The organism is Sphingobium sp. MK2 (genome assembly GCF_040170545.1).
In the GTDB taxonomy this organism is placed as follows: domain Bacteria; phylum Pseudomonadota; class Alphaproteobacteria; order Sphingomonadales; family Sphingomonadaceae; genus Sphingobium.
Genome location: NZ_JAZDXA010000067.1, coordinates 1 through 13,085, shown reverse-complemented (window position 1 = coordinate 13,085; position 13,085 = coordinate 1). Strand labels below are relative to the sequence as shown.

The following is a 13,085-nucleotide window of genomic DNA, read 5'->3' as shown; positions in this document are numbered from 1 at the left end:
ATATGATCGCAAGCGATCCGATCAAATTATCCTCTCAGCCTCTTGCAAGAGGGAGCCGTCCACATATGCCGGTTACGGCAGGAATTATACGCGACCCGGCTGTGGGCGCAGTCCTCACAGGCCTCGACGTGACCACCGAGCGCTGCGGTCCGGCAGAGCTCGATCGCCGACATGACGCGCCGCTCGACGCGACCGAGATGGCCGTCATGGGCGAGACGGTAGGCAGGACCATGGCGACGGAAGATATCCGCCACCTCCAGTTCGGAGCGCACCACAGATCAGGCCGGCGGCATGACCTCCAGTGTCAGGCGGTCGAACGGACTCTGCGTCTTCGAGATCGTCGTTGTTGCTACCTGGGTGTAGCGCGCCGTTGTCGAGAGATCGCTATGCCCCAGCAGAACCTGGATGATCCGGACATCGACGCCGCTTTCCAGCAGGTGCGTGGCGAAGCTGTGGCGCAGCGTGTGAACGCTGACGCGCTTGACGAGGCCTGCCGCCTTGACCGCGGAGCGGCACGCCGAGTGGAGGACCGCCACGTCAATCGGCTTGTCGCCTCGACCGGGGAACAGCCACGTCTCGGGTCGCGCCAGCCGCCAATATGTCCGCAGGATACGAAGGAGTTGAGGCGACAGCATCACTGTGCGGTCCTTGGCTCCCTTGCCGTGGCGGATCTGGATCAGCATCCTGTCGCTATCGAGATCGGAAACCTTCAGGCTCACCGCTTCCGAGGCACGCAAACCCGCCGCATAGGCCGTTGTCAGCGCCGCCCGCGCCTTGAGCGACGACACGGCTTCCAGAAGCCGCACGACTTCATCGGCGCTCAGGATTACCGGCAGCTTCCGAGGCGTACGAGCATAGGCGATCCGCTCCGGGACATCCGCCCGGTTCATCGTCACACCGAAGAAGAAGCGCAGCGCACAGACCGTCTGGTTCAGCGCGGGCCAGGAGATGCCCTGGGCGACCAGATATACCTGAAATGCGCGAACATCCTCGATATCGAGCCGATCCGGCGATCGGCCATGATATCGGCTGAACCTCGCAACGGCGTAAAGGTAGGACTGCTGCGTCGCAGGCGACAAGTTGCGCAGGCTCATGTCGTCGATCATACGACGGCGCAGCGGGCTTACCGCTGCCGTGGCTTCAGTCATGGGGATGGTCTCCTGGTCAAGGGTTGGTCGAGCAACCAAACCTTCTCACCTGGAGGCCATTCCGCCCAATCTACGCCCCTCTCCCGCGTCAGCGGGTTAGTTCAATCCGCACTCCGGCAGCGTAAGCCCCGCGAACTCGACCGCCGGGGTCTCGCCCTCAAGAAAATTTGCGACAGAACCGCTGGCGCCGTATCGACCTTACGCACCCCACGACTTCGGCAATCGCCATGCGATGTGTCGAGTTCGTGTTTATCTGCCCGATGTGGGGAGCTTCGCTATGAAGCTCTGCCGGGCGCCGGATGCCGATCCAGGTCGCCTCCTGCAGTACCTTCGTCCAGCGGTCCCACCTGCAGTTCCTTCACGACAATCTCGCGGATGGCTGTCTTCAGCAGCTTCCCGGTTGCGGTATGCGGCAGCTCCTCGACGACCAGCACATCGTCCGGAATACTCCATTTGGGAATCTTACCCGTGTACAGTTCGACCATGTCCTGACGTGAGAAATTCATCTCCGGCTTGAGCTGCACGATGAGCACCGGGCGCTCGCCCCAGCGCTCGTCCGGCTTGCCGACGACAGCGGCCTCTTTGATGGCCGGATGGGCCTGGGCAATATTCTCCAGCTCGATCGAGCTAATCCATTCGCCGCCGGATTTAACCACATCCTTGGTGCGGTCGACGATCTGAATAAAACCATCGGCATCCATGGTCACGACGTCGCCGGTGTCGAACCAGCCCTCGGCCGCGTGCGCCGGGCTGATGGGGCTGTTGTAGTAGCCGGCAGCGACCCAGGGGCCGCGCACGAGCATCGAACCGAAGCTCTTGCCGTCCCTCGCGATCGGCTCGCCATCGGCGCCCTTGATGCAGAACTCCATGCCGAAAAGCGGCCGTCCCTGCTTGGCCTGCAGCGCCAGTTTCTGTTCGGCCGGTAGTCCTTCGTGCTTCGTCTTCAACGTCGCGGCGAGGCCGATCGGACTGGTCTCGGTCATCCCCCAGGCGTGCCGGACCATGACACCCTTGTTCTGGAAGCGGCTGATCATGATCGGAGGCGAAGCGGAACCCCCGATCGCGACGCGCTTCAGACTTGTGAACGATTGGGCGTGCGAGTCCATCCAGTCCAGCAGTGCGAGCCAAACGGTCGGCACACCGGCGGTAAATGTCACGCCTTCCTGCTCGAACAACTCATGCAGGCTGGCGCCGTCCAGCCTCGGCCCCGGCATAACAAGCTTGGCGCCCACCATCGGTGCCGCGAAAGGGACACCCCAGGCATTGACGTGGAACATCGGCACGATCGGAGAGGCCGAATCCAGGGCCGAGAGTCCCAGCACATCGGGCAGCGCGCAGGTCATGGCGTGCAATACGCTGGACCGATGGCTGTAGAGCACGCCCTTGGGCTCGCCCGTAGTCCCGGAGGTGTAGCACAGGCCCGACGCAGTATTCTCATCGAGATCCGGCCACTCGTATTCGTCCGATTCTCCCGCGATCAGTGTCTCGTAGCAGACGAGACCGGGAAGGATCTCGGATTTCGGCATATGGGCTTCGTCGGTCATGATGACGACGGCCTTCAGGTCCTTCAGCCTGTCCGCCAGCACTTCGAGGATCGGCAGGAACGACAGGTCCGAGAAGAGGATCCTGTCTCCGGCATGCGCGATGATATAGGAGATCTGCTCTGGGAAGAGGCGCGGGTTGATCGTGTGGCAGACGAGGCCGGATCCGGACACGCCATAATAGAGCTCCATGTGCCGATAGCCGTTCCAGGCCAGTGTTCCGACCCGGTCGCCGTTTTCGAGGCCGAGGCGTCCGAGGGCATTGGCGAGCTTCTGCGCGCGCCTTGAAAGCTCGGCATAGGTATAGCGGTGGATCGGCCCTTCCACCGTGCGCGATACGACCTCCGTGTCGCCGTGATAGGCCGCCGCGTGTCGCAGAATCGACGACACGAGCAGCGGCGAGTGCATCATCTGTCCAAGCATCACATTTCCTCCCAAGGAATTTCTGATCAAAGCAGTTCGGCTTCGATATCCATCAAAGACGCTGCCCCGCTGATGATTGCCGCCTCCAGCCAGAGCGTCTGCGGCAGCACCCGCTCTGCGAAGAACGTCGCGGTCGCCAGCTTGCGGCGATGAAGCGGAGTCTTTCCGGTGGCCGCCTTGGCCGCCATCCGGACCCACACCCAGCCGAAGGCCACGAGTGCGAAAAGGCGCAGATAATCGGCGGCGGCAGCTCCGGCCTCCGCGGGCGCGGCTCGCGCCGCGAGAAGGTGGCGCGTCGTGGTTTCCAGGCGGCCGAGCGCCTGGGCAGTGGCCTTCGTGATGACACCCGCTGCGGGTAAATCCGCAGCTATACGCAGATCCTGCTCGATGAGCGCGAAAAAGCGCGAGGCCAGCGCGCCATCCTCCATCGGCAACTTGCGGCTGACGAGGTCGAGCGCCTGAACGCCGTTGGTGCCCTCGTAGATCTGCGTAATGCGCGCGTCTCGGACGAACTGCTCCATGCCCCATTCGCGGATGTAGCCGTGGCCGCCGAGCACCTGCTGCGAGGCCACGGCCGTCTCGAAGCCGAAATCGGTGAACGCTGCCTTCACAACCGGCGTGAGCAGTGCCACGAACCCGTCGGCTTCCCTGCGCGCGGCCTCGTCAGGATGCCGGGCGGCGATGTCCATTTGCATGGCGGTCCAGATCGCCAGCGCCCGGGAGGCATCGGCCAGGCTGCGGCCGGTCAGCAGCATCCTGCGTACGTCGGGGTGTTCGATAATCGCAACGGGACCGCGGGTGCCGTCTGAAGAACGGCCCTGAAGGCGCTCGCGTGCGTAGCCCGTGGCCTTCTGGTTCGCCGCTTCTGCGATGCCGAGTCCCTGGATGCCGACAAAAAGACGCTCGGCGTTCATCATCGTGAACATGGCGTTGAGGCCGCGGCCCGCCTCGCCGACGAGCCAACCGATCGCGCCGTCGTAGTTCATGACGCAGGTCGGCTGCGCGTGAATGCCCATCTTGTGTTCGAGCGACCCGACGGACATGTCGTTGCGCGCTCCGAGCGAACCGTCCTTCCCGATGAGGAACTTCGGAGCCAGGAACAGGCTGATGCCCTTGACCCCCTTCGGCGCGCCCGGCAAGCGCGCGAGGATCAGGTGGATGATATTGCCGCCGAAGTCATGGTCGCCGGAGGAGATGAATATCTTCGTGCCCTTGATCCGATAGGAGCCGTCGCCAACGGGCTCTGCCTTCGTTGTCAAAAGGCCGAGGTCGGTACCGGCCGCGGCTTCGGTGAGCGCCATTGCGCCAGTCCATTCGCCGGAGATCATCTTCGGCAGATAGGTCGCCTTGAGGTCCGAGTTCGCGTGGCGGGAGATCGCCTCCACCGCGCCTCGGGTGAGCCCGGGGAACAGGCCGAAGGACAGGTTCACTGAGGAGATCATCTCATCGACCAGTATCTGTACGACGCGCGGCAGACCCTGGCCGCTATATTCCGGATCGCCCGAAAGACCGGCCCAGCCGGCCTCTACGAATGCCCGATAGGCTTCGGGAAAGCCCTTCGGCGTGGAGACGGCCCCGTTTCCAAGCCGGCAGCCCTCCTCGTCGCCGGACCGGTTCAACGGTTCGAGCACGCCGACGCAGAACTTGCCAGCCTCATCGAGAATCGAGACAGCGAGGTCCGCGTTGACGTCTTCGTGGCCCGGCAGCCTCCGCATCAGGCCGTCGAAGTCGAAGACCTCTCCGAGCAGGAAGGTTATGTCGCTGACAGGCGGTGCATAGGATGTCATTGTTCTGTCTTTCTCTCGTCAGTTGCGCAGCGGCTTGCCGGTCGCAAGCATGTGCTTCACGCGGGCCACTGTCCCCGGCGTCCCGCACAGGGCGATGGACGCGCGCTTTTCCATCGCGGTAATCTCGTCCTCGCCGACCGGCTTCAGCGGATCGGCGCTGACACCGCCCGTCAGGGTGTCGATCAGGGCAATGCCCACGACCCGATCATGCGCTGTGGCGCGACCGGCGATCACCTCGCTATCCAACAGGTTGCGAATGGCGGGCGCTCCCGATAGACCGGCCAACGCGATCTTCGGCCTTTCCGGAGCCGAGTAGCCGGGCACGAGATCCAACGCCTTCCGCTTCGCATCGGCGAGCAGTCGGTCCCGGTTCATGGTGATACCGTCGGTTACCCTCAGCAAACCGAGATTGCGCGCCTCGAAGGCGCTCCCGGAGACCCTGGCCGATGCGATCAGATTGAAGGCGGCGATCGCGGGCGCCACAGGGCCGTGCGGTGCGGCCGTCAGTGCGTACTGCCTGATCAACACTCCTTGCAGCCGCCCCAGCCGGGGACGACGCCGATCTTCGTCTCGACGAGACCGATCGACGCCTCGGCATGCGCCTGGATTGCACTGCAATGGAGCAGGATCTCGCAGCCGCCGCCGAACGCCATCCCCGCGAGTGCGCCGACGACCGGGAACGGGGCATATTTGATCGCCCTGAAGGTAGCGTGACCCCGATCGATGAAGGCATTGCCAGATGGGCCGCGATGCCGGAACCCATAACGCCTGCGCCGATCACGGCGGCTTGGGCAATCACCCTCATCACGCCGCTTCCAGGACCATAGCGATGCCTTGTCCTCCCCCGATGCACTGGGTGGCCAGCCCATAACGTCCGCCATCGCGCTTCAGTACGCTCGACGCCTTGCCCACCAGACGCGCGCCCGTGGCGCCGAGCGGATGACCGAGCGCGATGGCACCGCCATCCCGGTTGAGACTGGCCGGATCGATCCCGAGATCGCGACAGCAGGCGAGGACCTGCGCGGCGAAGGCCTCGTTCATCTCCACAACGTCGAGGTCAGCCACGGAGATGCCGGCTCGCTTCAAGGCCTTTCGGCTCGCCTCGACAGGTCCGATGCCCATGATCTCTGGAGCACAACCCGTAATCGCGTAACCCGCCACACGCGCTAGCGGATCGAGCCCGTGCCGCCTGACGAAGTCAGCGGAGCAGACGAGCGTCGCGGAGGCGCCGTCGGTGAGCGGGGACGAGTTGCCAGCGGTAACGGAGCCGTCGACCTTGAACGCCGTCTTCAATCCGGCAAGCTTCTCCGCATCCGTTTCCCGCGGACAACCATCGGAAGCGATATCGCCGACCGGGGATATCTCGGCAGCCAGCCTGCCGTCCGCCCGCGCCGCCAGCGCTTTTTTTTGGCTTTCGAGCGAATAGGCATCCTGCTCCTCGCGGGAAAGGCAGTAGCGTTCCGCCAGGGTCTCCGCGGTCAGACCCATGTTGAGGAAGACGAGCCGCTGAGCATCCGTCCAACCGGGGTTGGGTTGAGGATTGAAACCCATCATCGGTACGCGGCTCATGGATTCGACACCGCCGGCGATGAAGGCGTCGCCAGCTCCCATGGCGATCGCGCCGGCGGCCATCTGGATGGCCTGCATGGAAGAGCCGCACCAGCGGTTGACCGTGGAGCCGCCGACCGATTGCGGCAGGCCGGCGGTCAGCGCGGCGCAGCGAGCGATGTTGAGCCCCTGCTCACCTTCCGGAAAAGCACAGCCGAGATTGACGTCCTCGATCTCGTCGGCCGGGAATCCCGCTCGGGCTACGAGCGCCGCGATGACGCTGGCAGCGAGATCGTCGGGTCGGACCGGGGCGAGCGCACCCCTGTAGGCCGGAGCGAACGGCGTGCGCAGATAATCGACGATATAGGCTTCGGCCATTCCGGTCTTCCTTGATGTGTTAGTTATCGACCGTCAGATCGGGGGCATTCTCGCGCCGTTGATGGCATAGGCATGGAGGACAGTTGAGCGAAGTAAGCTGCGAGATCATCAACGGCGGTCCATCATCAGACTCGACACTCGGATTTCCCCTTGAAATTCAGATCGCCCGTTAAGAAGCGCCTGATCGAACCTAGAACCGGTAAGTTACTCCGACGCTGGTCAGGACCGGGTCGATGTCCAAACGGGTCCGGACAGGCGCTCCACCCAGTGAACCGGTGGCGTGCGTGGAGAAGGGAACGTATCGAACGTCGGCGTTGAGCATCCATTCTGCGCCAAGCTCATACCGAACACCCACCTGAGCCGCAGGCGCCCAACTGTCGTCAATGCTGAAATTAGCCAAAGCCCTGTCGCGCGCATTCAGAAAGATGATCCGTCCGACCCCCACTCCCAGATAGGGATGAACCTTGCCAAGATTGTTGAAATGGTACTGGGCCGACAAGATGATGGGTCCATAGTTGACTTTGGCCACTGTTCCGAGCGGCTCAAGCGAACCGGCGCCGTCAATTTGCGCGGTCGGTGGTACGCCGAGAAACAAATTTCCGGCAATATTGGGCGTGACGAAATATCCGATATCAGCGGTCACCGTCGTTGCGTCTCCGATCCTCACATTCGAGCCGGGGACATGCCCTCCCGCCAAGGTGATGTCGGGCGCATTCTCACTCACCAAGACCCGGGTTGCATTCACACTTACTGCCCACCGCTTGAAATCTCCCGAGTCCTGGGCCCACGCAGGTTGAGGGGAGGCACTCAAGACGGCGAGAGCGGCGGTGTATTGCGCAAGCCTTGTATAGGTATGTGCTGCATTTTTTCTCATGAAATTATCCTCCCTATGGGCCGCCACTATTCTGGATCGGCATTTTTTGATGGATCTATACGGTTCCAACTGTCGTCCTATTTCTGCGACGAGTTAGCGGGCTGCCTCCATGTCGGTGCTGAGTGCGAGTTTCGTTTCCCCAAGAATGAGCTCGGCAGCTCTTTCCGCAATCATCATCGTCGGGGCGTTGGTGTTTCCGGCGACCAGCGTCGGCATCACCGAGGCGTCGACGACGCGAAGACCTTGCACGCCACGCACCCGGAGAGACGGATCGACGACCGACTGAGGGTCTCGTCCCATCCGGCATGTTCCCACAGGATGATAGATCGTCTCCGCTCGCCGACGGATATCCGCCACGATATCCGCCTTGCTCTGGACCGCTGGCCCAGGGACCAGTTCGGTTTTCGAGAACGCCGCCATTGACGGCGCCGACAGAATTTGCCGGCCGATCTTCACCGCCGCGACCATGGTCTCGATGTCTTCGGGGGCAGAGAGATAGCTTGGATCGATCAGCGGATCGTCGAGCGGGTTGGGGCTTGTGAGCCCGATGCGGCCCCGACTCTTGGGGAGAAGATCGCAGACATGCAATGTATAGCCATACCCGAACGCAATTTCGCGCCCATGGTCCTTCAAAAGCGTGGGGAGAAAATGAAACTGTAGATTCGGCCGACTCCGCGAAGGTGTGCTTTTGACGAAGCCGCCCGCCTCGGCGACGTTGCTCGTTAAGAAGCCCTTTCGGAGGAAGGCGTAAGAAAACGCTCCGGACAGCGCACGCGGGATGAATGACGGTGCGATGCCGATCGGTGTATGGTCGTTCGCCTCATGCATGATTGTGATATCGAGGTGATCCTGAAGATTCTTTCCGACTGCCGGAAGGTCGACGACCACCGGAATACCGAATGCGTTCAGCTCGGCTGCGTCGCCGATACCGGAAAGCAGCAGTAGTTGCGGGGAATTGACGGCGCCGCCCGAAAGAATGACCTCACCCTCCCTGGTTCGCACATCGACGAGTTTGCCCCCCACGGCATAGGTCACGCCGACCGCTTTGCGGTCCTCCAGAATGATCCGGGTAGCCCGCGCGCCCGTGACTATCCGTAGATTGGGCCGGCCCTTGGCTTTGGAAAGAAAGGCGCGCGCGGAACTCCAGCGCCGGCCTCTGTGCTGGGTGACCTGGTACAGGCCGACGCCGTCCTGCGTCTCCCCGTTGAAATCGACGGCACGCGGAAACTGTGCCTGTTGTCCAGCCTCGACGAAGGCATCGCTCAAGGGGTTGCGGGTTCGCAGGTCACTGACGTGAAGCTCACCGTCGCCGCCATGAAACGCGTCGGTTCCAAATCTTTCGTTGGACTCCATTGCTCTGAATAGCGGCAGTACATTATCATAAGACCAGATCGGATCGGCTGCCTCGCCCCACGAATCATAGTCATCCCGGTGCCCGCGAATATAGACCATCGCATTGATCGAACTCGATCCGCCAAGGGTTTTGCCGCGCGGCCAAAACAGCCGTCGACCGCCAAGATTGGCCTGTGGCTGTGTTTCGAATGCCCAATTGAGAGTCTTGCTCTTTGCCAGCAGCGCTATCCCGATGGGCATGTGAATCAGCGGGCTGCGGTCGGACGGGCCCGCCTCAAGCAGACAGACCCGCGTCCTGGGATTGGCCGACAACCGCTCCGCCAACAAGCATCCGGCAGATCCCGCTCCAACAATAATATAGTCAAACATCCTGATCTCCAGACGGCAGCTACCGACGCCGCTCTCTTGTTTCTCGATTCAACCCAAAAAGCGGACGATTAGATTGATCAGATTCTTTACGGCCGGGGTGTACGGCGGGAATAGAAGGCGCAGGACAGAGAATTTGTCTCTCAGAACCGCACGTTCATGGGAGAAGGCTTTGAAGCCGTAGAATCCGTGTGCCGTGCCGATACCGCTGTTGTTCACACCGCCAAACGGCAGGTTGGGATGCAAGAATTGGACGACATTGTTGTTCACGCAGACGCCACCTGAGCTGGTACTCAGTATGATATCCTCGCGAACGGCGGCGTCGTTGCTGAAGACATAGATGGCAAGCGGCTTTGGACCCGCGTTGATCGCATCGACAACGACGCTGATGTCATCATACTCGATGATCGGAAGAACCGGACCGAATATTTCTTCCTGGGAAATCGCCATCTGCGGCGTCGTCCCGCCGAGTATGGTCGGCGAGAAATAGTTCTGGCCTGGATCTCGGTCTCCGCCTTCCAGGACGGTCGCGCCGCGCGATGTGGCGTCATCGGCCAAGGCAGTCAGGCGCTCGAAATGCCGCCGGTTCACGATTCGGCAATAGTCCGGCCCGGTTTTCTGCTGGCCGTCCGTTTGCCCGTAGACCCGCCTGATCTCGAGCCGCAGCGCATCAATCAGCGCCGGGGCCTGGTCTCGAGCGACATAGACATGATCCGGAGCGATGCAGGTCTGGCCGTTATTGGCGAACTTGCCCCAGACGATCTTGCGAGCGGCTTGCTCGATATTCGCGGTCGAATCGACGATGGTCGGGGACTTGCCCCCGAGTTCAAGCGTCACGGATGTTAAATGTTTCGCCGCGGCCGCCATCACGATCTTGCCGACCTGGGGACTGCCCGTGAAGAAGATATGGTCGAAGGGCAGATCCAGCAAGGCCTGCGAAACCTGGACGTCGCCCTCGCAGACGGCGACCAGATCCCGGGGGAAGGTTTGCTCGACGATGTCCCTGATCAGGGCGGACGTCGCCGGCGTCAGTTCGGAAGGCTTGATGATGGCGGTGTTTCCGGCCGCAAGCGCGGACACCAGCGGCCCGAAACTGAGATTCACCGGATAGTTCCACGGGGAAATTATCAGGCAGACGCCCTTGGCCTGATAGCGGACCTCGGCCGCGATTCCGAACATCCCCAAAGAGCCGTGAACCCGGTGCGGTCTCAGCCAGGATCGGAGGTGGCGCCGGGCATGCGATATTTCCTGATAGACCGGGAACAGTTCGGTCAGACGCACCTCGGATTCTGGCTTCCTGAAATCCGTGTAGAGAGCTCGGATAATCTCGTCTTCCCGGGTCTTCATCGTTGCCTTTAGTCGCGACAACATAACCAGTCGCGCTTTTAGCGTGAATTTCGTCCTGTTCTCTACGGCCGATCGGCGGTGCGATGAGAACAGGGAATCGATCTCGCCGTCGGGATGAATCGGTGCCGCGGTGGTCGCGGTGACTGCATGAACGTTCACTCGGCCCTCCTCAAGGAATCCGCAAGGTTGCAAAGCGGGAAGACAAGCGTCCGCTCGAATGGGTCACCGATAAAGGTCATAATCTTCCTTGGTCGCGCCGCAGTCCGGGCAGTACCAATCGGCGGGCACATCTGCCCAACGGGTGCCAGGTGCCACGCCCGTATCGGGATCACCGAGGGCCTCATCGTAGATATGGCCGCAGGTCACGCAGTGCCATTTCGCGAACGGCACGGTTTCGACGGCACCTGACGGTTCCGCCTCCTGGTCGCCCTTGGTCATCGTTCGGCTCCGGAACCAGATTGAGGCCCCGCCTCTTCTCCGACCTCGCCCGAGTCCAGAGGGATGAAATCGGCTTTGTCGCGCACTGCGCAATCGGGACAGGCCCAATCCTCGGGGATTCCCGCCCAAGACGTATTGGGCGGGAATCCCTCGTGGGCCTCACCCCTAAGTTCATCGTAGATGTAGCTGCAATCGGGACACTGATACCGCGCCATGGCGCCTTGTTCCTTTTGTCGATTTGAGTTTTTAAAAACCTTCGGGACAGGCCGCTGACGAGGATGCGATCGCGCGGCACGCCCTTTTCAGGACGCCATCGCGGCCCGCGACTGCCGGCCGAGGAGACTCGGAACGAGCTCCTCGGCTAGTCGCCAAGGCAGGCGACTATTCGGCGACTGCCCGCGTCGGCCGGTTTGAAGCAGCACCAAACTTGCGCTCGATCTTCTTCCTGCGCGCGCCGTCGATCTGAATTTTGCCGAGATCGCCGCCAGCCCAAACCACGACACGGCGGTCCATGACAGATCGGAACATGGGCGGAATCAGCGCCATGAAGAACATGCCGGGGTAGCCGCTCGGCAGCTCCGGCAGGCCGTCAAAGTCCCGGAGCGACTGGTAGCTGCGAGTCGGGTGGGCGTGGTGATCGGAGTGCCTTTGGAGATGGAACAGGATCAGATTGGAGGCGATGTGATTGCTGTTCCAGGAATGCCGGGGCTGGGCGCGTTCATAACGTCCGTCCGCCATTTTTTCGCGCAACAACCCATAGTGCTCGATGTAGTTAGCGCTGGTCAGCTGCCACCATCCAAAGGCGATCTGGATAGGCAAGAACACCAGCAGCTTGGGGTCGGGTCCGAACGCCAGCAACAGGGACGTGTAAAGGACGATTGTAATCAGCAGCGGCGGGATGATTTCGTTGTCCAGGCTCCAGATTCCCTTGTTCAAGCGCTCCAGCCGCACCTTTTCCAGATTCCAGGCGCGCTTGAAGGCGCCCGGAATTTCGCGCAGCGAAAATTTATAGATGCTTTCACCCATCCTGGACGTAGCGGGATCTTCGGGGGTCGCAACGTCGCGATGGTGGCCTTTATTGTGCTCGATGAAGAAGTGGCCGTAGCCGACCACGGCCAGAACGATCTTGGCCATCCAGCGGTCAAAGGCTTCCTTCTTGTGTCCCAATTCATGGCCGGTGTTCAGAGCCAGGCCGTTGACGATGCCCAGAGACAGCGCAAGCGCGACAACTTCCCACCAGGCCATCGGCTTGGTCACCACCCACCATGCCGAGACGATGAGTGAGGCATAATGCACTGGGACGGTAAGATAGGTTAGAACTCGATAATACCGATCCGCCTCGAGACGGGCCACGGCCGCCTCCGGGGGGTTATTCGGATCATTTCCAAACAAGACGTCCAGCGCCGGGATGACGGCATACCAGACGACCAGCGTAAAGGCGTAAAACACACTCCACCCAGTCACGCTGACAAGGTAGAGGCCAATCAGCGGCGCCGCTGGCCAGACGACCGACAACATCCATAGATAGCGCTTCCTGTCGACATAGCGATCAGGCGCGGTATAGGGAGACGGATCTCGTGCGATGGTGCTCATCAGGTACTCTCCTCATCTCAATGAAGACACACTTCACTGGACTTATTAAATCGGCTCTCATTGCCCGTTCCCACCAAATTGGATTCATCAAGGTCACGGAACAACCCCACTAAAGTGTGGTTTTAGTCGGGTGCCTCTAAAATCCTGCAGCCTTTAACCGCGTGAGGCGATTCACTGCCACCGGCGAGAGCGGGAGGCAGCGATGGTACAGCGTAACCGACCGGTTGAGGCCGCCTGCCTTGCTGTGATGTGAGCGCGTAAGAGACGTCCATAAGGACGTCGTTATGGA

The 13,085-nt window shown here is 61.5% G+C and carries 12 protein-coding genes and 1 pseudogene; all 13 read right to left on the bottom strand.

Annotated features, from left to right (window positions below):
- Window positions 1–35 precede the first annotated feature (35 nt).
- Window positions 36–272 (bottom strand): annotated as a pseudogene (locus V2I08_RS19615) (transposase zinc-binding domain-containing protein); the annotation flags it as partial.
- A gap of 6 nt (window positions 273–278) precedes the next feature.
- Window positions 279–1,148, bottom strand: a complete 870-nt coding sequence (locus V2I08_RS19610) for a tyrosine-type recombinase/integrase (RefSeq protein ID WP_043154051.1) — start codon at window positions 1,146–1,148, stop codon at window positions 279–281.
- Window positions 1,149–1,423: 275 nt separating this feature from the next.
- On the bottom strand, window positions 1,424–3,112 hold the full coding sequence (locus tag V2I08_RS19605; RefSeq protein ID WP_081764247.1) for a long-chain-fatty-acid--CoA ligase: 1,689 nt from the start codon (window positions 3,110–3,112) through the stop codon (window positions 1,424–1,426).
- 26 nt (window positions 3,113–3,138) lie between these two features.
- Window positions 3,139–4,899 carry an acyl-CoA dehydrogenase C-terminal domain-containing protein gene (locus V2I08_RS19600; RefSeq protein ID WP_349636457.1) on the bottom strand — a complete coding sequence of 587 codons (1,761 nt, stop codon included), beginning with the start codon at window positions 4,897–4,899 and terminating at the stop codon, window positions 3,139–3,141.
- An 18-nt stretch (window positions 4,900–4,917) separates the two neighbouring features.
- A complete protein-coding gene (locus tag V2I08_RS19595) occupies window positions 4,918–5,424 on the bottom strand; it encodes a hypothetical protein (RefSeq protein ID WP_235209910.1) in 507 nt (168 codons plus the stop codon).
- Window positions 5,421–5,768 (bottom strand): enoyl-CoA hydratase/isomerase family protein, encoded by a 348-nt coding sequence (locus V2I08_RS19590; protein WP_200867024.1) that lies wholly within the window; start codon window positions 5,766–5,768, stop codon window positions 5,421–5,423. Before V2I08_RS19590 ends, V2I08_RS19595 begins: the two co-directional genes overlap by 4 nt.
- On the bottom strand, window positions 5,704–6,825 hold the full coding sequence (locus tag V2I08_RS19585) for a thiolase family protein (RefSeq protein ID WP_025549960.1): 1,122 nt from the start codon (window positions 6,823–6,825) through the stop codon (window positions 5,704–5,706). The genes V2I08_RS19590 and V2I08_RS19585 overlap by 65 nt, the downstream gene beginning before the upstream one ends.
- 190 nt (window positions 6,826–7,015) lie before the next feature.
- The gene (locus V2I08_RS19580) at window positions 7,016–7,699 is read right to left on the bottom strand and encodes an OmpW family protein (protein ID WP_043154047.1); all 684 of its coding nucleotides are present in this window, start codon (window positions 7,697–7,699) and stop codon (window positions 7,016–7,018) included.
- A gap of 93 nt (window positions 7,700–7,792) precedes the next feature.
- Window positions 7,793–9,421: a GMC family oxidoreductase gene (locus V2I08_RS19575; RefSeq protein WP_043154045.1), complete on the bottom strand. Its 1,629-nt coding sequence runs from the start codon at window positions 9,419–9,421 to the stop codon at window positions 7,793–7,795.
- A gap of 48 nt (window positions 9,422–9,469) precedes the next feature.
- Window positions 9,470–10,924 (bottom strand): aldehyde dehydrogenase family protein, encoded by a 1,455-nt coding sequence (locus V2I08_RS19570; RefSeq protein ID WP_043154043.1) that lies wholly within the window; start codon window positions 10,922–10,924, stop codon window positions 9,470–9,472.
- Window positions 10,925–10,987: 63 nt separating this feature from the next.
- A complete protein-coding gene (locus V2I08_RS19565) occupies window positions 10,988–11,155 on the bottom strand; it encodes a rubredoxin (protein WP_231565071.1) in 168 nt (55 codons plus the stop codon).
- A 44-nt stretch (window positions 11,156–11,199) separates the two neighbouring features.
- A complete protein-coding gene (locus V2I08_RS19560; RefSeq protein ID WP_081764246.1) occupies window positions 11,200–11,418 on the bottom strand; it encodes a rubredoxin in 219 nt (72 codons plus the stop codon).
- Window positions 11,419–11,584: 166 nt separating this feature from the next.
- The gene (locus V2I08_RS19555; protein ID WP_349636456.1) at window positions 11,585–12,796 is read right to left on the bottom strand and encodes an alkane 1-monooxygenase; all 1,212 of its coding nucleotides are present in this window, start codon (window positions 12,794–12,796) and stop codon (window positions 11,585–11,587) included.
- Window positions 12,797–13,085 lie beyond the last annotated feature (289 nt).